Source organism: Mycobacterium sp. HM-7 (assembly GCF_053852335.1).
In genome coordinates, this window is sequence record NZ_CM132657.1 from 175,825 (window position 1) to 197,429 (window position 21,605).

Consider the following 21,605-nt stretch of genomic DNA (forward strand, 5'->3'; position numbering starts at 1 on the left):
GGTCCGAGCCGTCATGTGACACAACCGTCAATTCGCCGGAAATTGCTGTTCTGCCAGTGTTAGCGTCCTGTCGTCGCAGTCAATATTGCGGGATGGGGCGGGGCACATGAGTGGCAGACATCGCGAATTCGACATCCGCGGTTCACGTTTGGCAGTGATGGGCGCAGCGGCTGTGACGGCGACCGCCGCGGTGGTCACGGCGCCCACGCCGCCCCCGCTACTGGCTGCGGAAAGCCGACTCGCGGTGAACCTCACCGCGACGACGACGCCCTACCAAACGTTCCAGAACACCGTCGACGCCGTGCTGCCGGCGCTGGTCAACCAATTCGGTCGCCAGCCGACCGTCACCTTGCAGACGCTGCTGGCGCAGATTCCGCCCAGCCTGCTGACCGACGTCCTCAACGCCAACGTCGGCACCATCAACGTGCCGTCGCTGCTCAACATGCTGAGTCCCGACCTCCTCTCCGGCCTCATGTCTCAGGTGGGTGCCGGGACGACGTCGCAGCTGAGCTCGGCGATCAGCGCGGCCGTCAGCACAGCGCTGAACAGCACGCTGTCGGGCCTGACGGGCACGAGCTTCCTGAGCACGTTGCAAACGGGTCTGGTGAGCGCGCTCGTCGCGCCGCTGCAAACCCTGCTGGGCGGGCTGTCCATCACCGTCCCCGTGGTGGGCATACAGCTCAACCTCTCCGGTCTGCTCAACGTCTCGGGACTCGCCACCACCGTGGCGAATCTCGTCGCCACCGACCTGATCGGTCAGCTCACCACGGGCATCACCAGCGGTCTGACCGGCAGCCTGTCCGGCGGCGCGCTGACCAACGGCCTCGGCAGCACCCTGACTGGTGCGCTCGGCGGCATCGTCACCGGCAACCTCGGCGATCTGGTGAACCCCCTACTGCAGGCCGCGGGCTTCCAGGACGCCGCGGGCAACATCGGCGTCGGCACGCTGCTCGACCTCGCCGGGTTGAATCTCGGCAGCCTCGTCGTCAGCAATGCGATCTCCGTGACCACGGCAGGCCCGGCGTTCACCCTGGCCAGGCTGCTGGGCGTCGACGTCGGCTGGACCCCGGGCACCGAGACTGCCATCGCGAAGTCCGTCAACAGCACCCCGTACCTCACGTTGGGCACCGATACGCTGAAGGACGCGCTGGCAACCAACCTCACCGCCGCGCTCGGCACGGGGGCGCTGACCGCCAGCCTGACGCCGATCCTGACGAACGCCCTCACCTCGACCCTGACCAGCTCGCTCACCACGAGCCTGACCACCGCGTTGACGAGCGCACTGACGAGCACCGTCGATGGCACCCTGGGCAGCACCAGCACCCTGACCACGGCGCTCACGACCGCGATCAACAGCGCCGTCGGCGATCTCGGCCTCAGCTACACCGTGCCGGTCGTCGGCACCACGATCGACCTCACCAGCACGGTGCTGAATGCGCTGACGCCGTTGGTTGGGGGGATTGTCACCGGTCTGGCCGGCGGGACGAGCATCAGCACGCTGGTCAACAGCACGGTGAGCAGCACGGTCACGAGCGTCGTCGGCAGCGTCGTCTCCGGCGCCACCACCGGACTGTCCGGCAGCGTGTCCGGCGCGCTGACCGGCGTGCTGAGCAGCGCCGTGCTCGGCGTCGTCGACGCCATCCCGTCGCTGGACATCGGCTCGGTGCGGATCCCCATCGTGGTGGCCAGCGGCCTGGGTGCGTTCTCGGCCGGTGCGGCATACCGGGATGTGCTGGCCAAGTTGTCGTCGCAGCCCGGCGGGCTGAACTACACGGGCGCCACGTCCATCGCAGGCAGCCTCACCCTGTTGCCGGAGATTCTGCTGAACAACGCGGGCCGCGCGAATGGCGGTGTGCTGGCGCGGTTCTCGTCGTTCCTTCGGATGCTGGGCATCAACGCCGTCACGCCCGACGTGGCGATCACCAGCAGCGGCGGCACGGCGCTCGGCGGCACCGGCCTGGCCCTCGGCGGCGCGAACCTGGTGCCCGTGAAGGTCGACGCGACGGTCGAGTACCAGCCGCTGTCGGACTTCGCGGCCTGGGCGAACCCGGTGACGCTGTTGAACAACCTGGCGGCCGGGCTGATGCCGACGTACATCCTGCGCGGCGTCGACCAGGAGGCGGCAGCCGGCCAGCTGATCACGCAGCTGGAATCGATGGTCACGAATCTGGCGAGCGGAGGCTCGACCGACACCAACATCTATCTGACGGCCGCGGCGAATCACCTGCCCTTGCTGGAGCCGGTCTACCTCGCCGGCGACGCGTTGAACCTCGTCGGTCTGACACCGGTCGGGAACGTTGCCTATCGGTTGGGCAACGCGCTGTCGCCGGTCCTGACCAGCCTCGTGAACCTGGGCTACTCGGATGCCTACTGGGATCCCGCGTCGGGCCAGTACCTGCGCTCCCTGAGCACCGCGGCCACCCCGGTGCAGTTCGGCGCCATGCCGCACATCGACTGGTCGAAGGTCGTTCCCCGCCTGATGACATCACTGGTCACCGGGTTCCAGACGGCATTCACGGGCCCGGTCTCGATGCCGAACGCCATCTCGGAAGCGATCTCGGTGATCAGTAAGGGCGGGAACCTGTTGAGTCTGGGTGCGCTGCCATCGACCGTTGCGGCGGCCAAGGCGCCGGCCGCGGTGGCGACGACGACGCCGACCGCGACGGCCGGTACGGCGAAGACGACACCCGCGGCCATCGCCGCGGTACCGACCGGAACGGCCGCCCAGACCGGGAAGCAGACGACGCCGACGACGGCCGCCGACACCACGTCCACGACAACGGAGTCCCCGGCGGCGGAACCGACGACCAAGGAGCCGACGAAGCCCAAGCACGCCAAGGACGATTCCGACGCCGCGGCGACGGGTCCTACCGATGCCGCGAGTGCTGCGCAGGGCGGTGCCACCTCGGACGACACCAAGGCATCCGATGCGGGTATGGGCAAGGGCAAGACGGGCAAGCCCAAGGGGGCCAAGTCCCCGAAGCCGAAAGACAATGCAGCGAGCGGGGATTCATCCGCATCGAACGCGGATGCGGACGCCGCCGGAACCGGCCGGCACCGGGCCCCGGCGTCGACCGGCGGCAAGCACCGGGCACCGGATTCGGGCACCGGCAAGCACGCTGCCTGAGCTTTGCCAGGTCCGTCCCGCGCAGCGGTCGGCCTCGCATACGCTGTCGGCGTGGATATCAATGGAGCTAGCGCGGTCGTCACCGGCGGCGCGTCAGGAATCGGTGCGGCTGTTGCCCGTCAGTTGGCCGCCAAGGGTGCCCGGGTCGTCATTGCCGACCTCCAGGCCGAGAAGGGCGAGGCCCTCGCCAAGGAGATCGGCGGCGTCTTCGTCACCGTCGACGTCACCAACACCGAGCAGATCATCGACGCGGTCAAGACCGCCGCTGACCTCGGCCCGCTGCGTGCCCTGGTGAACTCGGCCGGTGTCGGCTGGGCCCAGCGCACCATCGGCAAGGACGGCGAGTTCGAGTCGGCACACAACCTGGACCTGTACAAGAAGGTCCTCGACATCAACCTGGTCGGCACCTTCGACTGCATCCGCATCGCCGCCACCCAGATGAGCAAGAACGACTTCACCGAGGCCGGTGAGCGTGGCGCCATCGTCAACATGACCAGCGTCGCGGCGTTCGACGGCCAGATCGGCCAGGCCGCGTACTCGTCGTCCAAGGGCGGCGTCGTGGGCCTCACCCTGCCGGTCGCGCGCGACCTGTCGGCTGTGGGCATCCGCGTCAACACCGTCGCACCCGGCCTGATCGACACCCCGATCTACGGCGAGGGCGAAGCCTCGGAAGCCTTCAAGGCCAAGCTCGGCGAGTCCGTGCTGTTCCCGCACCGCCTGGGCAAGCCCGACGAGCTCGCCTCCATGGTTGTCGAGCTGCTGACCAACTCGTACATGAACGCCGAGGTCGTCCGCGTCGACGGCGGTATCCGGATGCCCCCGAAGTAGTAGTTCTCCCAGTCGGTTCCGAAAACCCCCAATCTCCAACGAGATTGGGGGTTTTCGCGCGTTTTGGAACGGGAGTCCGGGGCCTGTCCGGTCGAACCTTCGCGGTCGCCGGCGAACGCAACCGGGTGGCGGAGAAACCGGCCTTGTAGCGCCGTGCAGTTGCGTTGGGCGCGACAGCGTCCGACGGTCGGCACGAGCCTGACCTGATGGCGGAACGCCGCGTGGAAAATCGCCCTGTGGCCAGGTTCGACGAAGCTCGACGAACTCGTGACGCATCGGCGGTAGGTGTGGCTGCACATTCGCCGGGCAATTCCTGTGAATCGCTGCGTACGCTGGGATGGCATGACGCGCACGCGGTTCCGACCGGTCGTATTTCTCGCTCTGTTGATTGCCTCGTTGTGGTTGGTGGCCGGATGTAGCGGCGGCAACTCGGCACGGCATGCCGACTCCGCCCCGGCGCCGATGAAGGCGCCGATGAGCGGGCCTGCGGAGTCCAAAGGCGGTGCGCCTGAAGCGCCTCCACCACTCGTCGATCCCGCACGCGACGTCGTCAAGACCGCGTCGCTGATCCTCGTCACCGCGGACCCGGTGGCGGCGGCGGACAAGGCCACCGCGATCGTCGGCAAAGCGGATGGACGGGTCGATGAGCGCTCGGACGACGCCGGGTCAACGTCGGGCCGGGCGAGCGTCCACTTGGTGTTGCGAGTGCCTGCGAACGGTCTCGACGCCGCACTGGCCGCCCTCAAGGGGCTGGGGACGGTGCAGACGCTTGAGGTCAAGACCGACGACGTGACCGCGCACCGCGTCGACCTCGACGCCCGGATCACCGCGCTGAAGACATCGGTGGACCGGTTGCTGGCGATCATGCGCGACTCCAAGGACCCCGATGCGTTGATCAAGGCCGAGGATGCGTTGTCGTCGCGGCAGGCCGAGCTGCAGAGTCTGCAGGCGCAGCGTGACACCCTGCGAGACCAGATCACCTACAGCTCCGTCGATGTGCAGATCACCGCTGAGCGCACTGGCGGTCCCGCCCCACAGCGCTACCACGGGTTCTTGGGGCAGGTCGAGCGCGGCTGGGATACGTTGTGGGCCTTTGGTTCTCACCTGGTCTTGGCGTTCGGCTTCCTGCTGCCGTGGCTGATTCCGCTGGCGGTCCTCGGCGGCGTGCCCTACGGATTCGTCAAGTGGACGGGCTCGCGCCACAAGAGCAGCGCGCCGGCAGAGCCTGCGCCGCCTGCCGGCCCGCCGCAGGAGTAGCTCCCGCGACCAGACGCAAAACTGCCCCTCTTCGTCGGAAAAGGGGCAGTTTTGCGCCTGCTCGGCGTCTACTTGGCAGCCCCCGAACTGGCCTTTTGGCTCTTGTTCGAGTTGCTGCCGTCTGAGTCCGCCTTCGTCGGCCTGGTCGACGTATCCGCTTTGGTAGGTTTGCGAGGCTTGGTGAATGTCTTCTTCAGATCCTCACCGATCTTGTTGGTAGCGGACGTGATTTGCTTACCTGCAGTCGAGATCGCCTTGGCAGCAGCCTTTTCCGCCGCGTTGATCGCCTGACCGGGGGTGGTGATGGGTAGGGGTTTGGGTGCGGGGCTCGCGGGTTCCCTTTCGGTCTGGGGTACAGAGGATGCGGACGCAGCCGAATCATCTGTTTTCGATGCGGAATCAGAGTTTATCGAATCAATTTGCGCTGTAACGGAATCAGTCTTCGCCAGGGTGACGGTCGATGCTGACGTCGCAGATTGGGGCGACGGTGTGATTGGCGATGCGATAGATGAGTTCGGCGCCGCAGAGGCAGACGCTGGTTCGGTGCTGATGGTTGACGCCGACGCTGGGTCGGGGACCGCCGCCGCCGGCTTTGGCTTGGGTTTGCCGATTGCTTCTGCAGCGGTTTCTAGCCAGCGCAGTATGGTTCTGACCGGACCCGCTTTGCCGAGTAGTCCGCTGGTGCTGTAAGGGGCGTAACCGTTGAGCATGGCGCCGGTCAGAACGGCGGGAGCATTGAGCGCAATGCTGGCCGCTGTCACGATGTCGCCCGCTTTGACTGCGTCTACCAGTCCTTGAACCGTGTGTCCTAACGCCGTTTCGAAGCCACCCAGCGTGCCGAATAGGAAGTTCATGCCGGGACCAACAAAGAGCCCCGGTGCAGCGGCGACGAACTTCTGGAAATGCTGCGCTGCGGTATTCACAACGTCGTATGCGGTAAGCAGCGGGAATCCGATTTGGTAGGCAGGCCGGACGATCAGTGCGGTGTAGACGCTCTCGATCGCACCCGCGAAATCACCCGATGCGATCTGTGTCAGCGCCTTCTGTAGGTAACTGGCCGAACTGAACGGATTGCGGGGATCGAGCATGGACACGAAGTTGGTACCCACCGTCTGTGCGATGCCGGCCAGCTTGTTGGCATTCACGACTTGAATCGCGATCAGTTGTCGCACGAGCGGGAATGGGTTGTCGGCGACGACTTGGCCGAGATTGCCGAGGTTGGCGAAGGTGGCGGTCGCCACGGAGGCCCACGTTTCGAGCGGGTTGGTGAATGCCGTGAGCTCCACTGTCGCAGCAGAGGGCAGGGCTGGAGCATGCAGGGCCGTCGGCGGCGCCGCCACGGGGGTGAGGGCAATGACGCCTGCGCCGACCAGCGCGACGCCGGCATTCATATACGGTCGTAGAGCGAGACTCAACTCGGTCTCCTTTGGTTCAGTTGAGGACGTCAGTTGTCACTGACCGGCCCGAAAAGTACGGACTGAACCAAAGATGCGCATTCACATTCTGTGGGCCTTTTCAAATATTCGGGCCTGGTGAAGTTACCAATTGGTAGGTCTGCAAAACCGGCCACGATATGCGTTGGAAGGTCTACCATTCCGCCGACCGTGTGATCGAAAACGATGTGCCAGTGGGGTTTCGGATGGGGATGAAGCCGTGGGACGGTGACCGTCCACTCACGCCGCGAATCATGTTGGAGCGTGCGGATGTTGCCGCGCGCGGACTGTCGTTCGCCTTCTCGACGGAACAGATATCGCTGCCAACCGACTGGTGCAGCGCCAGTGATACGCACCATCTTGTGTATATATATCGCGGCGGGACAATGCATTCCATGCAGACAGCTCTGGATTGGGGGCCGTCCGGACAGGTGCCGCCGACTGCGGGAGACGTCTGGTGGAAGCCCGCTGGAATCGAATGTGCCGCCTTGGTCCAAGGAGATGTCGCGGGGATCTGCGAGATTGCCGTCCCGCGCGGGGTGATCGACGATGCCGGACTGTTGCCCAGAATCAAGTACCGGGACCGACTGATTCACCATCTCGTCGAGGAGATCTACAGCGTCGCCGACCGTGACGACGCCGTGGCGCAGTTGCTCACACATTCCATGGCGGAAACGGTTCGTCTACTGATCTGCGAGAAGTACACCGCTGCCGCGCCCAAGAAGCGGGAACACCGGGTCATCGACACCAGGACCCGCGCCACGCTTGTCGAATTCCTCAGTGACGGACTCGATTCCGAGATTCATTTGGATGCATTGGCGCAACTGGCCGGTATGCCGGTGCAGGCGTTCATCAGCGCGTTCCGACGAGCGTTTCACACGACGCCCTATCAATTCCTACTGGACCTGAGGATCGATCGCGCCAAGACACTATTGTCCTCTACCACGCAGGCGGTCGCGGAAATCGCGCTATCGGTGGGGTTCTCTACACCCAGCCACTTCGCGACCGCGTTCCGCAAGCGGGTCGGTATTTCGCCCACCGCCTACCGGGACAGTTACTGAGTTATTGGGGCGAACGCAAAACTGCCCCTTCTCCGAAGAGAGGGGGCAGTTTGCCGCGTGCGAAAAGAACAGTTACCAGTCGGACTCGTCGAAGGTGACGACGCCACGAATGTTGTTGCCGTCCAGCATGTCCTGGTAGCCCTGGTTGATGTCCTCGAGCTTGTAGGTCCGGGTGATCATGTCATCGATGTTCAGCAGGCCCGACTTGTACAGCGCGGCCAGGCGCGGGGTCTCGATGTGCGAGCTGCCGCCACCGAAGATGTTGCCCTTCAACGTCTTCTGCAGCATGGTGAACAAGAAGAGGTTCATCTTGACGTCGGCGTCCATCATCGAGCCCATGCCGGTCACGACGCAGGTGCCGGTCTTGGCCGTCAGGATCATGGCCTCTTCGATGTACTCGCCCTTCATCTCGCCGACGGCGATGATGACCTTGTCGGCCATCAGGCCCCAGGTCAGGTCGATCATCGGCGCGATGGCCTCGGCCATCGACGGGTAGACGTGCGTCGCACCGAACTTCAGCGCCTGCTCGCGCTTCCACGGGTTGGGGTCGATGGCGATGACGTGCTTGGCGCCCGAGATCACCGCGCCCTGCAGCGCGCTCATGCCGATGCCGCCGACGCCGACGATGGCGACCGACTCACCGGGCTGCACCTGCGCGACGTTGGTGGCCGAGCCGAAGCCGGTCGGGACGGCGCAGCCCATGATGGCGGCCGACTCGAACGGGATGTCCTTGTCGATCTTGACGACCGAGTCCTTGTGGACGGTCATGTACGGGGCGAACGTGCCCAGCAGGTTCATGGCCGCGACCTCTTTGCCGCCGGCGGTGTGGATGCGGTTGGTGCCGTCGGCGATCGACTTGCCACCCAGCAGGACGGCGCCGCGGTCGCACAGCGAGCGGAAGCCCTTCATACACGGCGGGCAGGAGCCACACGCCGGGATGAACGCGAGGATGACGTGGTCGCCCTCTTCGATGCCGGTGACGTTCTTGCCGACCTTGGTGACGACGCCCGCGCCCTCGTGCCCGCCGAGGCAGGGCAGCGGCATCGGGGTGGCGCCGGTGGTCAGGTGGTAATCGGAGTGGCACATGCCCGCGGCATGCATCCGGATCTGTACTTCGTCGGCAACGGGGTCGCCGAGGTCGATCTCCTCGACCTGGAACGGGGAGTTCACTTCCCACAGCAGAGCACCTTTGGTCTTCATGACGAAGATCATAGCCACAAAGTAAGAACACGTTCCAGAAAGATGCTACAGCAGGCCATCTACCTGGGTAAATATGGTGTCAGAACATGTCATGTAGGGGAACCCGAAACTAGCCCTAATAGCGCTCTGGTCCCGAAGCCGTGGCTAGCCGGCCGCGAAGTCGGGGCACAGGTGCGTGGTCGAGGCACTGACGAAGAGCGCGCCCTGGTTGAAGGCGTACGCCTTCTCGACGGCCGTCATCTCATCGAGAACCGTGACACCGCCGCGCAGGTCTCGGCAGACGCCTTGGCCGGCGGCCACCATCTGGTCGGGCGTCTTGCCCGGCAGCGCGGCCCCATTGATGCCGATCTCTTCCAGGAACGAGCCGGGGCTCGCGATCGCCGCCGGGGCCGCCAAAACGGCACTGGCTGCGGTGATCACGGCGGCACCGAGAAGCGCGATCTTCATGAGCGATCCCTTTCGTCAGCGGGTCACGAGGCTGTGCCACTGAACGTATCGGCGATCGGAGTGTGGAGATATAAGGGAGATCCCTACCGTTTGGGTAGCGGTCAGAGGCTGGGCGCGAGCCCGAACTTCTCGAACAGCCTCGGGTCCATGAATGCGACGACGTGCGAGATCCCGTCGGGCTTGATATCCAGCACGTGCAGCTGGAACGCCTCGTGCCGGCCGGTCTCGGGGTTGCGCATGTACATGCCCGCGGCGGACTGCCCGTTGGCGGTGGTGACGACGAACCGCATGTCGCCCGGGTGCTCGGCGGGGCATTTGAACCGGGACAGTTCGACGATGTCGCGCGGACCGGCGTACCAGGTGTCGAACGGCGGCATCTCCCACACCGAGTCGGCGGTGAACAGTTCGACCAGGGCGTCCATGTCGTAGGACTCGAAGGCATTGACGTACTTGGCGAGCAGGTCGCGCGCCTCGTCGGACTCCGGCGCGACCAGGGCGTCGTCCTGGCTGGGGCCGACGGAGTCGAGCTGGGCACGAGCCCGTTGCAGCAGGCTGTTGACGGCGGCGGTGGACGTTCCGACGGCCTCGCCGACCTCGGCGGCCTTCCACTGCAGGACGTCGCGCAGTACCAGTACGGCGCGTTGTCGAGGCGAAAGATGTTGCAGCGCAGCGATGAACGCCAGCCGGACCGACTCGCGTGAGCCGACGATGGTCTGCGGGTCGCCGGGGGCGTCATGCACGTCGGGCAGCGGCTCGAGCCAGGCGGTGTCGGTGCGCTCGGTGATCTCGGCGTGCGGATCGGCCGCCGGCTGACCGAGCCCGGACGGCAGCGGCCGGCGCTGACGGCCCTCCAGCGAGGTCAGGCAGGTGTTGGTGGCGATGCGGTACAGCCACGTCCGCACCGACGATTTGCCCTCGAAATTGTCGTAGGCCTTCCAGGCGCGCAGGTAGGTCTCCTGCACCAGGTCCTCGGCGTCGTGCAGGGAACCGGTCATGCGGTAACAGTGGGCCAGCAGCTCGCGCCGGTGCCGTTGGGCGTCGGACAGGAACGCATCGCGGGCCCGGGACGACGTGTCTGCTGCGCTGGAATCGCTGAGGACACTCACCCCACCCAGGGTACGCAGGGGGTGTGACATCCGGCGGGCGTCACGGCGGCGACGGACGCGCCGCGGGCGGACCCCAGATATTGTCTCTCCATGGCCACGACCCGCAGCGAACGCAGCTTCGACGGTATCGGCGGCACCAAGATCGTCTACGACGTCTGGGTGCCCAATACCGACCCGACAGGCGTCGTGGTGCTGTCCCACGGTTTCGGCGAGCACGCCCGTCGTTATGACCATGTCGCCCAGAGGTTCGGCGAGGCCGGGCTGATCACGTTCGCGCTCGACCACCGCGGGCACGGCCGCTCGGCCGGAAAGCGCGTGTTCGTCCGGGACATCTCCGAGTACACCGGGGACTTCCACCATCTCGTCGGCATCGCCACTGCCGAATACCCCGAGTTGAAGCGCGTCGTGCTGGGCCACAGCATGGGCGGCGGCATCGTGTTCTCGTACGGCGTCGAGCATCCCGACGACTACCACCTCATGGTGCTGTCGGGTCCCGCAGTCGACGCCCGGTCCCAGGTCGGCCTGCCGTTGGCGCTGGCGGCGAAGCTGCTGGGCTCCATCCTGCCTGGGCTGCCGGCGCAGAGCCTGCCGTTCGACGCGGTGTCGCGCGATCCCGAGGTGGTCGCGGCCTACAACGCCGACCCGCTCGTCTATCACGGCAAGGTGCCCGCCGGGGTGGGCAAGGTGCTCATCGGCGTCGGCGAGACCATGCCGCAGCGGGCCGCCGCCATCACCGCGCCCCTGCTGGTGGTGCACGGTGAGGAAGACAAGCTGGTGCCGGTGGCCGGCAGCCACAAGCTGGTCGAGTGCGTCGGCTCGTCCGACGTGTCGCTGAAGGTCTACCCGGAGCTCTACCACGAGGTGTTCAACGAGCCCGAGAAGGCCGTCGTCCTCGACGACGTCGTGAGCTGGATCGAAGTGCGCCTGTGACCGGAGTGTTCTCGTGAAAAGGGTTGCCCGCCCGCTGGTTTGGTTGGCGGTGCTGGCGGTCGCGGCGTGTGGTTCCAGTCCCGGAACCGACTGGGTCGACGAGGACGTCAGCTTCGTCGCCGACGGCCTGACCATCCACGGCAGCTACCGCCATGTGCCCGGCGCCGCCGCGGCGCCGTCGGTGCTGATGATCTCCGAGAGCGGCCAGACCGACCGCAATGGCGACAACGCCGTCGCCGGCAAGGTCGGCAACATGCGCCAGCTGGCCGAATACCTGTCCGGCAAGAACGTCGACAGCCTGCGCTACGACAAGGTCGGCACCGGCAAGACCGGCGTCGGGCCGCACGCCCAGAACCTCCGGGACGTGGGCAGCGCGGTCTACACCGCCGGTGCGAAGGCGGCCGTGAAGTTCCTGTCCGAGCAGAAGGGCACCGATACGTCCCGAATCTCGGTGTACGGCTTGGGCGAGGGCACGGTGCACGCGCTGGCGGTGGCCACCGACACCAGTTCGGGCGCCCCGAAGATCCGTTCCCTCGCGCTGCTGCAGCCGCTGGCCGGCCGCTATCTCGACGTCATCACCAATCGGGTGCGGTCCTCCGTCGACGCCGACGTGAAGGCCGGTGCCAAGACCCGGCAGCAGGCCGACCAGGTGCTGACCGACTGGAACGCAGCCGTCGCAACGACGCGGGCCAGCGGCACGCCGCCGGCCAAGCTGCCCGAAGGCCTGAGCGCCATCCTCAACCCCGGCAACGCCAAAGCCGTGCTGGAGGCCGACTCCATCGACCCCCTCGCGCTGGCCGCGAAGGTGCCGAACGGCACCCCTGTCCTGCTGACCTGCTCCGACTCCGACGTGCAGGCCTTCTGCGACGCCGAGCAGCCGCTGATCGCCGCCCTGGCGCACACCGCGCTGACCGTGGTTCCGCTCAAGGGCGTGAGCCATGTGCTGCGCGACGATCCCAGCGACAACGTCGCCAATTACGCCAACAAGGCGCCTCTCTCGCCGCAGCTGACGAGCGCGCTGGACGGGTTTGTCGGCAAGTAGTCACCACGCGCGGCCGCGGTAGGAAGTGTCCAACCTTCATCGGTGGGTATACCTGCATCACGACGCCTACGGGGCACGAGTGTTTCGTGGCGCCGTACGACCGACGAACAGGACGGACTGCCATGGACAAGGATGATCCCGGTTCCCGGAGTACATACACCGACGCGGACCTCGAGACCGGCGAGGCCAAGGGACCCGTCAGCGCCGTCGACGAACTTCGTCGCGCCAGGGCCACCGGCCGTGACGATACGCCCGACGTGGAACAAGAACCGGCCGAAGCGCAGGAGCCGCCGGACTGACGGCGGTTGCGGCGACGGCCACGACACGTCGCGCGCGCGGAAACGTCGTATCCGTCCCATAATGTCGCGAGCATGAGTGACGACAGGATGTTGGCCCGGATCGCGGCGCTGCTGCGGCAGGCCGAGAACACCGACAACCAGCACGAGGCCGAGGCGTTCATGGCCGCGGCGCAGCGGCTGGCCACCACGACCTCGATCGACCTGGCGGTGGCGCGGGCGCATTCGGCGACCCGGACCGCGGCGCAGGAGCCGGTGCAGCGCACCGTCACCATCGGCGATGCGGGCACCCGGGGGCTGCGGACGTTCGTGCAGTTGTTCGTGCTGATCGCCCGGGCCAACGACGTGAAATGCGACATCGCGTCCAACTCGACGTTCGTCTACGCCTACGGGTTCGCCGAGGACATCGACGCCACTCACGCCCTGTACGCCAGCGTGGTGGTGCAGATGGTGAAGTCGTCGGACGCCTACATCTCGACGGGTGCGCACCGGCCGACGCCGACGATCACCGCCCGGCTCAACTTTCAGCTGGCGTTCGGCGCGCGCGTTGGCCAGCGGCTGATCGACGCCCGCGAGGAAGCGCGGCAGGCAGCGACCTCCGAGAGCGCCGATCAGCCGGGGACCGCGGTCGCGTTGCGCAACAAGGATCTCGAGCTGGTGTCGTTCTACAAGAAGACGTCCCAGGCGCGGGGGAGCTGGCGGGCGACGAGTGCGTCGGCCGGTTACTCGTCGGCGGCGCGGCGGGCCGGGGACCGGGCGGGACGCCGCGCGCGGTTGGGGCCGAGCCCCGAATTGTCCGGTGCGCGTACGGCTCTGGAGCGATGACCCGGGACGTCCAACGGTCTGCGGTGTATGCCGCCGAGCAGTTCGTGCGTACGTTGTTCGACCGCGCGGGGGAGCGTGGCAACCGGGCGGTCGAGTTCTTCGGGGCGCAGTTGACGCTACCGCCCGAGGCGCGCTTCGGCTCCGTCGAGGCGGTGCGGCGCTACGTCGACCAGGTGTTGACCATGCCGACGGTGGCGGCGCGGTGGCCTGACGCCGGTGCGGTGGCGGTGCGGGCACGGCGGGGCGTGACGGCCGCGCACTACGAGGCGGGTGACGGGGGTGCGGTCATCGCGGTGCCCGAACGCCAATCCACCTGGGCGCTGCGGGAATTGGTCGTCTTGCACGAGGTGGCGCACCATCTGTCCGCCGCGGTGCCGCCGCACGGGCCGGCGTTCACCGCGGCCTTCTGCGACCTGGCCGACATGGTGATGGGCCCGGAGGTCGGGCACGTCCTGCGCGTGGTCTACGCCAAAGAGGGCGTGCGCTAACCCTTTCCTTTCCCCGCGAGCGGCCGTGTTTGTACGTGGACACGCCGCGTTCGGCGTGTACTTCGCGGCCCCTCGCGGCCGGCGAGCGTGCGCCTGCTGATCGTCTAATGCGGCGGCCCCAGATACGGGAAGACGTCCAGCGTGTCGGTGTGCGGACTGAGGCCCGACGGCGGGCAGTCGCCCTTGGTCAGTGAGGCCAATCGGTAGTCGATCACGTCGTCGGTGAACACCCGCCCGTTCGGGTATTTGGCCGGCAGTGACGGGTTGAACGTCAGCATGTCGGGCAGGATGCCCTCGGCGTCGACAGCGGCGACAGCCTCCTCGTCGGTATAGCCGCCGGTGTGCCCCAGGAGGTGCACGAACATCGGCATCCAGCGGTCCCGGTCGTGCTCCGGCTCGCTGGCGTTGTACTCCTCTTTGGTGTCATCGGTGTTGAAGAAGCTGCTGACCGACGGATGGCCGGCCCGGTCGACGTGCAGCAGCGCGCCGTCGCGGCGGACGCTGCAGCGTCCCCAGATGCGGATGTCGGGCGTGGCGGCCAGCAGTTCTGCGGTCGGCAGCTCCAGGACCATCGAGCACACGTTGGCCTGCGTGTTGGAATCCACTCCGGTCCAAGGGAATTCACCGCTGAGGTGGAGCGCGGTGAAGTTGCGGCCGCCTCTGATGTCGAACAGGTTCTTGATGCCGTCGAAGTCGAAGAAGAAGGCGTCGCTGCGGGCGCCGGCGAAGAACGTGTAGCCGCCGGACTCGGCGATCACCGGCTCCTTGCCGAACGACACCTCGACGCTCTCGAAGATCTTGTCGCCCACCGCCTCTGGTGATCGGGCAGCCTCTCCGGTCGCCACGTACACGTCGACCGTCTGCCGTCCTGAGTCCGGCGCGGAGAAGACGTAGCTGAATGCGATGTCGTTGCGCAGGTCACCGTCGTTGTCGATGGCGAGCCGGTAGATCGCCTCGGGATGAAGGGCGTCGGCGTTGGGGTTGGCGTTGAGGATGAGCACTGTGCGAGCCGGGTCGGCCGGCGATTGGAAGGCGTACAGATCGCAGAGGTCCAGGCGCTGGTCGCCCAAGGGTGGGCCGAGGCTCAGACCCGTGAAATGATTTGACATAGACGTCATTCAAGTGGTCGATGGACCGCGCCGAACCGGAATCGGCCAATCTGGGGACCGGATTCTCCCGCGCTAGCCTGGGGCCATGACCCAACCCGAACCGCAAGCTGTCGACCAGATGTTCAACGAGGTGCTGCGTACCGAGGACGAGACGTTGGCCGCGGCGCGCGAGTCCGCGGTGACGGCCGGCATGCCGGCCATCGAGGTGTCCGCGCAGCACGGAAAGCTGTTGTCTCTGTTGGCGACGATCAGCGGCGCCACCCGCGTGCTGGAAATCGGGACACTCGCGGGCTACAGCACCATCAACCTCGCCCGTGGCATCGGTGCCGAGGGCCGGGTGACGACGTTGGAGTACTCGCCCGAACACGCCGCGGTCGCGCGGGCCAATTTCGAGCGGGCCGGCGTCGCAGACCGGGTGGAAGTGCTGGTGGGCGCGGCGCTGGACACCTTGCCGCAGTTGGCGGAGCGGGGCGACCAGTTCGACTTCTTCTTCATCGACGCCGACAAGGAGAACAACACCGCCTACGTCGAATGGGCGGTGCGATTGGCAGTGCTGGGCGCGGTGATCGTCGTCGACAACGTCACGCGCATGGGCCGGGTGCTGGATCCGGCCGCTGATGACCTGCAGGCGCAAGGGGTGCGCAACATGCTGGAACTGGTGGGCAACCACCCGCGTCTCGAGGCCGCCGCCATCCAGACCGTCGGTGCCAAGGGCTGGGACGGCTTCGCCGTGGCGCGGGTGGGGACGTAGTGCGCAGGGTCGCTGCTGCGGGACTCGTGTTGGCGGTCGGCCTGGCACCGACGGCCTCGGCCGACGCGACGCCGCTACCGGAAGTGCCCGTCTCGTCGGGATCGACGTTCGTCGACGAGCCGTCGATCGTCGACCCACGTCCGCTGACGGCGGAGTCCTGGAGCCGCCTGGACCCGGAACCCGCACTGGCGCTGAATATCTCGATCGGATCGCCCGACTGCTACGGGGTGCACGCCACCGTGCGGGAGACCGACCAGACCGTGACGGTCACGCTGACGTCCGGCCGCCGGTCGGATCGCGAACGCATGGTCTGCACCATGATGATCATGCCCGGCACGATCGTCGTGCCGCTGGCCGATCCTGTCGGCGGTCGGGCGGTGCTGACGGCGGAGTAGAGCCACAACTCGAATTTGACGCAGCCGCTCATTCCCGGTGTTACGTTTTGGTGAGGGTGGGCGTCGACGCGCGAGGAGTTGCGGTGACAGCTTTGGCCGAGGTTCGACATTTCCGCCGCGGTGACGCGGGCTATGACGAGGCGCGCTGCGCGACGGTGTGGAATGCGCGTGTGCCGCAACGCTTTCCGGATGTCATCGTGCAGGCTTCGTGCACTGCCGATGTGGTGGTGGCGGTCCGGTATGCCCGTGCGAACCGGTTGGCGGTCGGCATCCGTTCCGGCGGGCACAGCTGGTCGGCGAATCACCTCCGCGACGGCGGCATGCTGCTCGACGTGAGCCGGCTCGATACGTGCCGGGTGGATCCCGACGCGATGACTGCCGTCGTGGGACCTGGCAAAGGCGGCAGCGTCCTGGCGACCGAGTTGGAGCAGCAAGGCCTGTTCTTCCCGTCGGGACACTGCCGGGGCGTGCGTCTCGGCGGTTACCTGCTGCAGGGCGGCTACGGCTGGCACAGCCGGGTGCTGGGGCCGGCGTGCGAAAGCGTGCTGGCGCTCGACGTGGTCACGGCCGACGGTGAACAGATCCGGTGCGACGCCGAACAACACCCGGATTTGTATTGGGCGGCAAGGGGATCCGGTCCCGGATTCTTCGGTGTGGTGACGGCATTCCACCTGCGCCTCTATCCGAAGCCCGCGGTGTGCGGCAGCAGCCTGTACGTCTACCCTTTCGAGGCTGCCGACGAAATCTACGCGTGGGCCCGCGCCATCAGCGCCGACGTTGACCGCCGCGTGGAGCTGCAGATCGTCGCCTCCCGGGCCATGCCCAGTTCGGGCCTGAGCACGCCGGGCATCGTGCTGGCCTCGCCGGTGTTCGCCGACAGTGACGACGAAGCCAAAGATGCAGTGGCACTGCTCGATACGTGCCCCGCGCGGCCGCACGCGCTGATGGCCGTGCCGTTCGCGCCGACGAACCTGCCCACCTGGTACGACGCGGTGATGAGTAACTACTTGAACGACCACCGCTACGCCGCGGACAACATGTGGACGTCGGCGTCGACGGCCGAGCTGCTACCGGGCGTGCGGAACATCCTCGAGACCATGCCGCCGCACCCGTCGCATTTCCTCTGGCTGAACTGGGGACCGTCGCCCGCCCGTCAGGACATGGCCTACAGCCTGGAGGACGAGGTGTATCTGGCGCTGTACGCCGGCTGGTCAGACGCGGCCGACGACGAAAAGTACGGTGACTGGGCCCGATCCAATATGGCGGCGATGTCGCACCTGGCCACCGGTATACAGCTGGCCGACGAGAACCTCGGCGCCCGGCCGGCGCGGTTCGCCACCGACGCGGCCATGGCGCGACTGGACGCCGTGCGCGCACAATATGACCCGGAGGGTCGCTTCTACGCCTGGATGGGACGGACATGAGCTACCTGGGTTACCGCGGCGACGACGCGGACACACCGTTCGGCAGGTTCTTCAACCCGGAGATGGCGGCGCTGCCACGTCATGTGGTGCAGGCGCTCGAGCACGGGCCACAGGCCGGCCCGGTGCTACCTGACTTCGACGAACCGTTGGCCGGGGACGGTTATCAGCAGACCGAGAACGGCTACGGCAGCCTGTCGGACGGCGGTTACACCGTCGCCGTGCGCACCGACATGCCGGGCGTGACGCCGCAGATGTGGGACTGGTGGTTCGGCTGGCACGGCTGCGACGCGCGCCGCTACAAGCTGTGGCATCCCCGGGCGCATGTGTCGGCGCAGTGGCGCGACGGCCGTGACGACCTGGCCTATATCGGCCGGACCTCGCTGGTCGAGGAGTACCTCGGCTCGGCGCTCAGTTCGGTGGCGATCCAATTCGTCGACCCGGCCCCACTGGGGCACGCCGGGCTGGCCATCGCCGCGCGCCTGGGGTCGCCCGACATCCCGGTCGATATCGGTTGGCTTGTTCATCAAGTGCGCCCGACGCCGGACGGTGCGGAGATGCGCTCCCGATTCTGGATGGGCGGACAGCACGTCAGTTTCCGGGCTGGTAAGTCCCTGGCGGACCACGCATTTCGGGTGCTTGCCGCGCGTCAGCTGCCCCATCCGCGCGACCTGCTGGTGCACTGCGCGCAGGAGATGAACCATCTCGCCGGCTTCCTGCCGGAGCTCTACGCGCAGTGCGGCCAACCCCCAAGCTGAGACTCGTGCGTCAGGAGGTGCTGCCAGTTCGCCGAGCTCGTCAGGTGGTGGCGGAAGTCGCCGCGCGGAGCAGTTCCGCCGCCTCGGTCTGATAGGCGTGCTCGGCCCACTCCAGCGGGGTCGAGTCGAATCGCCCGTCGGTGATCGACGGGTCGGCGCCCGCGTCCAGCAGCCGCCGGATCAGCGACAGGTCGCCCTCCCATGCGGCCTGGTGCAGCGGTGTCGCGCCGTCGTCGTCGCGGGCGTTCGGATCGGCGGGGAAGGCCGGCTGGATGGTCTCGACGCCGGACACATCGATGCCGTGCCGCGCGAGCAAAGCGAGACGATCGCTGAATCCGTGCTCGGCCGCCCAGCGAATCTGCCGTTGCCACAGCTGTTCTCGGGTCTCCATCGCCTCGCCGAGTCGCTGCTCCCACGGGCTGGGCGCGGGCTCGGCGAGGCCGTGGGCGAACAGCAGCTCCAGGTGCGAATCATCCGGACGGAACATCCGGTTGTAGAGCGTCTGCTGATCAACCGGATGGGCGCCGCGGCGCAGCAGCAAGGTGGCGAGCGCGGTGGCGTGCGGATGCCGGGGCTGACGCCGCGGCCCCTGCTCGCCCTCACCGAACACCCCGGTCAACAGCGTGAACGGCGTCGACATCCCGCACCAGAGGTAGCCGGCGTTCGGGTCGGCGCCGGCGTCGAGCAGCAGAGTCGCGGCCGCTATGACGTCACTTGCACTGCGGCCCAGGGGAATACGTGTGTAGCAGAGGTACATCATGGGGACCCAGCCGAACGGCCCGCCGCCGGTGTTGGCAAGTGTCGGTCGCGCGGCGAGGTGACGGTTCAAGGCGACCGGGTCGGATGCGGCGGCAGCGGCCCAGATGCTGTGCTCGGCCAACCTGGGATCGACGGCAAGCATGTCGGCGGCGGACTGCCAGCGGGGCGGGGCGTCGGATTCGTCGTAACGCAACGCCGCCAATGAGCAGAACCGGTCCGCCGCGGCGAGGGCGTCCTCGTCGACGGCGCCCGGGTCGACGCTCAGATCAGCAGCGAGCCGCAGGTAGTGCACCAGCGCCGGCCAGCCGGTGAAGCCATAGCGGCGGGCGACTGTGAATTGCGCGGCATGAAGCGCGATGCCCTCGGCGCGCTGGAACCGACGCGCTTCATCGCGGAGTTTGTCCAGGGACGGATTGGTGGGCAGTGTGCTGGCCATGACGGCCTCCTCTCATGCGCCCGCGTCCGCGAATCGGGCCGAGAAGAGGTCGGTCACAAGGTAAAACACCAGCAGGGAGGCTGAGCCCCTTCGAGCGGACGTCGGGCGGTCCTGCGCGCCCGATCGCCACTGTACCGGCCCGTGAGCGTGCGCGAAATGCACACCAATTGCGGTGTGTCCACGTACAGACACGCACGCTCGCGGAAAGCGGTTAGGTGCAGACCGCGCCGACCGCGGCCGATTGGACCAGCTTCGTGTACTTGGCCAGCACGCCCGTTTTGTAGCGCGGCGGCAACGGCTCGAATCCTTCACGGCGCGCGGCCAATTCGGCCTCGTCGACGAGGAGGTCCAGCGTGCCGTTCGCCACGTCCAGGCGGATGCGGTCACCGTCGCGCACGAACGCGATGGGACCGCCGTCGACGGCCTCCGGCGCGATGTGCCCGACGCACAGGCCCGTCGTGCCGCCAGAGAAGCGGCCGTCGGTCATCAGCAGCACGTCCTTGCCCAGGCCGGCGCCCTTGATGGCGCCGGTGATGGCCAGCATCTCGCGCATGCCCGGACCGCCCTTGGGCCCTTCATAGCGGATGACGACGACGTCGCCGTGCGTGATGGTGCCGTCTTCCAGTGCGTCCAGGGCGGCGCGCTCGCGCTCGAAAACCCTTGCGGTGCCCTCGAACACGTCGGAATCGAAGCCGGCCGACTTCACGACGGCACCCTCGGGAGCCAGCGAGCCGTGCAGGATGGTGATGCCGCCGGTCGGGTGGATCGGGTTGTTCATCGCGCGCAGCACCTTGCCGTCCGGGTCGGGCGGCGCGATGTGGGCGAGGTTCTCGGCCATGGTCTTGCCGGTGACGGTCAGGCAATCACCGTGCAGCAGACCGGCATCCAGTAGCGCGCGCATCACGACGGGCACGCCGCCGATCTCGTCGACGTCCTTCATCACGTGGCGGCCAAAGGGTTTCACGTCGGCCAGGTGGGGCACCTTGTTGCCGATGCGGGTGAAGTCGGCGAGGGTCAGCTCGACCTCGGCCTCGCGGGCAATGGCCAGCAGGTGCAGCACGGCATTGGTGGAGCCGCCGAATGCCATGACGACCGCGATGGCGTTCTCGAACGCTTCCTTGGTCAGGATGTCGCGGGCGGTGATGCCGCGGCGCAGCATCTCCACGACAGCTTCGCCGGACTTGCGGGCGAATTCGTCGCGGCGCTTGTCGATGGCCACCGGAGATGCGCTGCCCGGCAACGACATACCGAGCGCCTCGGCGGCCGACGCCATGGTGTTGGCGGTGTACATACCGCCACAGGCACCCTCACCGGGACAGATGGCGCGCTCGATGATGTCGACGTCCTCGCGGGACATCAGCCCACGCGCGCACGCACCGACGGCCTCGAAGGCGTCGATGATGGTGACTTCCTTCTCGGTGCCGTCGGTGAGCTTCGCGACGCCGGGCATGATCGAGCCGTTGTAGAAGAACACGCTCGCCAGGTCGAGCCGGGCCGCGGCCATCAACATGCCGGGGATCGACTTGTCGCAGCCGGCCAGCAGCACAGAACCGTCCAGGCGCTCGGCCTGCATCACGGTCTCGACGCTGTCCGCGATGACCTCACGCGACACCAGCGAGAAGTGCATGCCTTCGTGGCCCATCGAGATGCCGTCGGACACGGAGATGGTGCCGAACTCCAGCGGGTAGCCGCCGGCGGCGTGCACGCCCGCCTTGACGTCCTGCGCCAGTCGCTGCAGCGACATGTTGCACGGCGTGATCTCGTTCCATGACGACCCGACGCCGATCTGCGGCTTGACCCAGTCGTCGTCGCCCATGCCTACCGCGCGCAGCATGCCTCGGGCTGCGGTTTTCTCCAGGCCGTCGGTGACGTCGCGGCTGCGGGGCTTGATATCGGGCTGGTCGGCAGACATGCAGGTAAGTATGCCCTCGGGCAG

The 21,605-nt window shown here is 67.1% G+C and carries 20 protein-coding genes; 13 read left to right on the plus strand and 7 right to left on the minus strand.

The features are described 5' to 3' along the window. Positions 1 to 106 precede the first annotated feature (106 nt). The 3 genes from ACWW1C_RS00915 to ACWW1C_RS00925 all read left to right on the plus strand — a co-directional run bounded on the left by ACWW1C_RS00915 (position 107) and on the right by ACWW1C_RS00925 (position 5,212). On the plus strand, positions 107 to 3,127 hold the full coding sequence (locus ACWW1C_RS00915) for a hypothetical protein (protein ID WP_455981682.1): 3,021 nt from the start codon (positions 107 to 109) through the stop codon (positions 3,125 to 3,127). 51 nt (positions 3,128 to 3,178) lie between these two features. Further along, positions 3,179 to 3,955 carry an SDR family NAD(P)-dependent oxidoreductase gene (locus tag ACWW1C_RS00920; RefSeq protein WP_138247590.1) on the plus strand — a complete coding sequence of 259 codons (777 nt, stop codon included), beginning with the start codon at positions 3,179 to 3,181 and terminating at the stop codon, positions 3,953 to 3,955. A gap of 342 nt (positions 3,956 to 4,297) precedes the next feature. After that, on the plus strand, positions 4,298 to 5,212 hold the full coding sequence (locus tag ACWW1C_RS00925) for a DUF4349 domain-containing protein (protein ID WP_455981683.1): 915 nt from the start codon (positions 4,298 to 4,300) through the stop codon (positions 5,210 to 5,212). A gap of 68 nt (positions 5,213 to 5,280) precedes the next feature. On the opposite strand, the gene ACWW1C_RS00930 is transcribed toward ACWW1C_RS00925, so the two are convergent. Then, positions 5,281 to 6,603 carry a hypothetical protein gene (locus ACWW1C_RS00930; RefSeq protein ID WP_455981684.1) on the minus strand — a complete coding sequence of 441 codons (1,323 nt, stop codon included), beginning with the start codon at positions 6,601 to 6,603 and terminating at the stop codon, positions 5,281 to 5,283. A gap of 215 nt (positions 6,604 to 6,818) precedes the next feature. Here ACWW1C_RS00930 and ACWW1C_RS00935 point away from each other — a divergent pair, with 215 nt between their 5' ends. Then, a complete protein-coding gene (locus tag ACWW1C_RS00935) occupies positions 6,819 to 7,706 on the plus strand; it encodes a helix-turn-helix transcriptional regulator (protein ID WP_455981685.1) in 888 nt (295 codons plus the stop codon). A gap of 72 nt (positions 7,707 to 7,778) precedes the next feature. Here the strand turns inward: ACWW1C_RS00935 and ACWW1C_RS00940 are convergent, their stop codons facing one another. The 3 genes from ACWW1C_RS00940 to ACWW1C_RS00950 form a co-directional block, all read right to left on the minus strand. Next, positions 7,779 to 8,906, minus strand: a complete 1,128-nt coding sequence (locus ACWW1C_RS00940) for an NDMA-dependent alcohol dehydrogenase (RefSeq protein ID WP_455981686.1) — start codon at positions 8,904 to 8,906, stop codon at positions 7,779 to 7,781. Positions 8,907 to 9,050: 144 nt separating this feature from the next. Next, a complete protein-coding gene (locus ACWW1C_RS00945; RefSeq protein WP_455981687.1) occupies positions 9,051 to 9,353 on the minus strand; it encodes a DUF732 domain-containing protein in 303 nt (100 codons plus the stop codon). A gap of 101 nt (positions 9,354 to 9,454) precedes the next feature. Next, the gene (locus ACWW1C_RS00950) at positions 9,455 to 10,489 is read right to left on the minus strand and encodes a sigma-70 family RNA polymerase sigma factor (RefSeq protein ID WP_455981688.1); all 1,035 of its coding nucleotides are present in this window, start codon (positions 10,487 to 10,489) and stop codon (positions 9,455 to 9,457) included. A gap of 60 nt (positions 10,490 to 10,549) precedes the next feature. Between ACWW1C_RS00950 and ACWW1C_RS00955 the strand changes: the two genes are divergently transcribed. The 5 genes from ACWW1C_RS00955 (at position 10,550) to ACWW1C_RS00975 (ending at position 14,040) form a co-directional block, all read left to right on the plus strand. Next, positions 10,550 to 11,389, plus strand: a complete 840-nt coding sequence (locus tag ACWW1C_RS00955) for an alpha/beta hydrolase (RefSeq protein ID WP_455981689.1) — start codon at positions 10,550 to 10,552, stop codon at positions 11,387 to 11,389. 13 nt (positions 11,390 to 11,402) lie between these two features. Beyond that, the gene (locus ACWW1C_RS00960) at positions 11,403 to 12,431 is read left to right on the plus strand and encodes a hypothetical protein (protein WP_455981690.1); all 1,029 of its coding nucleotides are present in this window, start codon (positions 11,403 to 11,405) and stop codon (positions 12,429 to 12,431) included. A gap of 122 nt (positions 12,432 to 12,553) precedes the next feature. Next, on the plus strand, positions 12,554 to 12,730 hold the full coding sequence (locus ACWW1C_RS00965) for a hypothetical protein (protein WP_455981691.1): 177 nt from the start codon (positions 12,554 to 12,556) through the stop codon (positions 12,728 to 12,730). Between the two features lie 72 nt (positions 12,731 to 12,802). Beyond that, positions 12,803 to 13,552, plus strand: a complete 750-nt coding sequence (locus ACWW1C_RS00970) for a DUF2786 domain-containing protein (RefSeq protein ID WP_455981692.1) — start codon at positions 12,803 to 12,805, stop codon at positions 13,550 to 13,552. After that, positions 13,549 to 14,040 carry a TIGR04338 family metallohydrolase gene (locus tag ACWW1C_RS00975; RefSeq protein WP_455981693.1) on the plus strand — a complete coding sequence of 164 codons (492 nt, stop codon included), beginning with the start codon at positions 13,549 to 13,551 and terminating at the stop codon, positions 14,038 to 14,040. The genes ACWW1C_RS00970 and ACWW1C_RS00975 overlap by 4 nt, the downstream gene beginning before the upstream one ends. Positions 14,041 to 14,144: 104 nt before the next feature. Here the strand turns inward: ACWW1C_RS00975 and ACWW1C_RS00980 are convergent, their stop codons facing one another. Further along, on the minus strand, positions 14,145 to 15,149 hold the full coding sequence (locus ACWW1C_RS00980) for a DUF4331 family protein (RefSeq protein ID WP_455981694.1): 1,005 nt from the start codon (positions 15,147 to 15,149) through the stop codon (positions 14,145 to 14,147). 85 nt (positions 15,150 to 15,234) lie between these two features. Here ACWW1C_RS00980 and ACWW1C_RS00985 point away from each other — a divergent pair, with 85 nt between their 5' ends. The 4 genes from ACWW1C_RS00985 to ACWW1C_RS01000 all read left to right on the plus strand — a co-directional run bounded on the left by ACWW1C_RS00985 (position 15,235) and on the right by ACWW1C_RS01000 (position 18,474). Beyond that, positions 15,235 to 15,900: an O-methyltransferase gene (locus tag ACWW1C_RS00985; RefSeq protein WP_455981695.1), complete on the plus strand. Its 666-nt coding sequence runs from the start codon at positions 15,235 to 15,237 to the stop codon at positions 15,898 to 15,900. After that, positions 15,900 to 16,295, plus strand: a complete 396-nt coding sequence (locus ACWW1C_RS00990) for a hypothetical protein (protein ID WP_455981696.1) — start codon at positions 15,900 to 15,902, stop codon at positions 16,293 to 16,295. Before ACWW1C_RS00985 ends, ACWW1C_RS00990 begins: the two co-directional genes overlap by 1 nt. A gap of 83 nt (positions 16,296 to 16,378) precedes the next feature. Next, positions 16,379 to 17,719 carry an FAD-binding oxidoreductase gene (locus tag ACWW1C_RS00995; protein ID WP_455981697.1) on the plus strand — a complete coding sequence of 447 codons (1,341 nt, stop codon included), beginning with the start codon at positions 16,379 to 16,381 and terminating at the stop codon, positions 17,717 to 17,719. Continuing rightward, positions 17,716 to 18,474, plus strand: coding sequence for a DAPG hydrolase family protein (locus ACWW1C_RS01000; protein ID WP_455981698.1), 759 nt, complete (start codon positions 17,716 to 17,718; stop codon positions 18,472 to 18,474). Before ACWW1C_RS00995 ends, ACWW1C_RS01000 begins: the two co-directional genes overlap by 4 nt. A 40-nt stretch (positions 18,475 to 18,514) precedes the next feature. Here ACWW1C_RS01000 and ACWW1C_RS01005 read toward each other — a convergent pair whose 3' ends face one another. Beyond that, on the minus strand, positions 18,515 to 19,669 hold the full coding sequence (locus ACWW1C_RS01005) for an ankyrin repeat domain-containing protein (protein WP_455981699.1): 1,155 nt from the start codon (positions 19,667 to 19,669) through the stop codon (positions 18,515 to 18,517). Positions 19,670 to 19,880: 211 nt separating this feature from the next. Next, entirely contained in the window at positions 19,881 to 21,581 is a 1,701-nt protein-coding gene (gene ilvD / locus ACWW1C_RS01010) for a dihydroxy-acid dehydratase (protein ID WP_455981700.1), read from the minus strand. Positions 21,582 to 21,605: the final 24 nt, after the last annotated feature.